Here is a 384-nt window from a genome sequence, read left to right on the forward strand (position 1 = left end):
ACCACGCATATAGGCCAGCGGCGCGACTTCAATAACGTTGCGCTCAATCAGTTTCTCGACTTTCTCAAAGCCCAGCATTTCAAACAGCGCGTCGTACAGTGGGCGCAGATACGGGTCTACTTTCTGGCTTAAATCGCCAGGCAGGAAGCCCAGTGTCTCACCGGCTTCGACCGCCGGACGAGACAGCAGAATACGCCGAATTTCCTGACGCTCCAGGGCATCAACTGCCGCAGCCACTGCCAGGTAGGTTTTACCCGTACCCGCCGGGCCAACGCCGAAGGTTATGTCATGGTCGAGAATATTGGCGATGTACTGCGCCTGGTTTGGCGTGCGCGGCTTAATTACGCCGCGTTTAGTTTTGATATTGACCGCTTTGCCGTACTC

The 384-nt window shown here is 55.7% G+C and carries 1 protein-coding gene; it reads right to left on the reverse strand.

Annotated features, from left to right (window positions below; all coding sequences use genetic code 11):
- Window positions 1-384: PhoH family protein (locus ACEWB7_RS18710; protein WP_411581192.1), on the reverse strand; the 384-nt coding region annotated here is incomplete at both ends.

This window comes from Acinetobacter sp. NIOH-H-8 (assembly GCF_046635365.1).
Lineage (GTDB): Bacteria > Pseudomonadota > Gammaproteobacteria > Pseudomonadales > Moraxellaceae > Acinetobacter.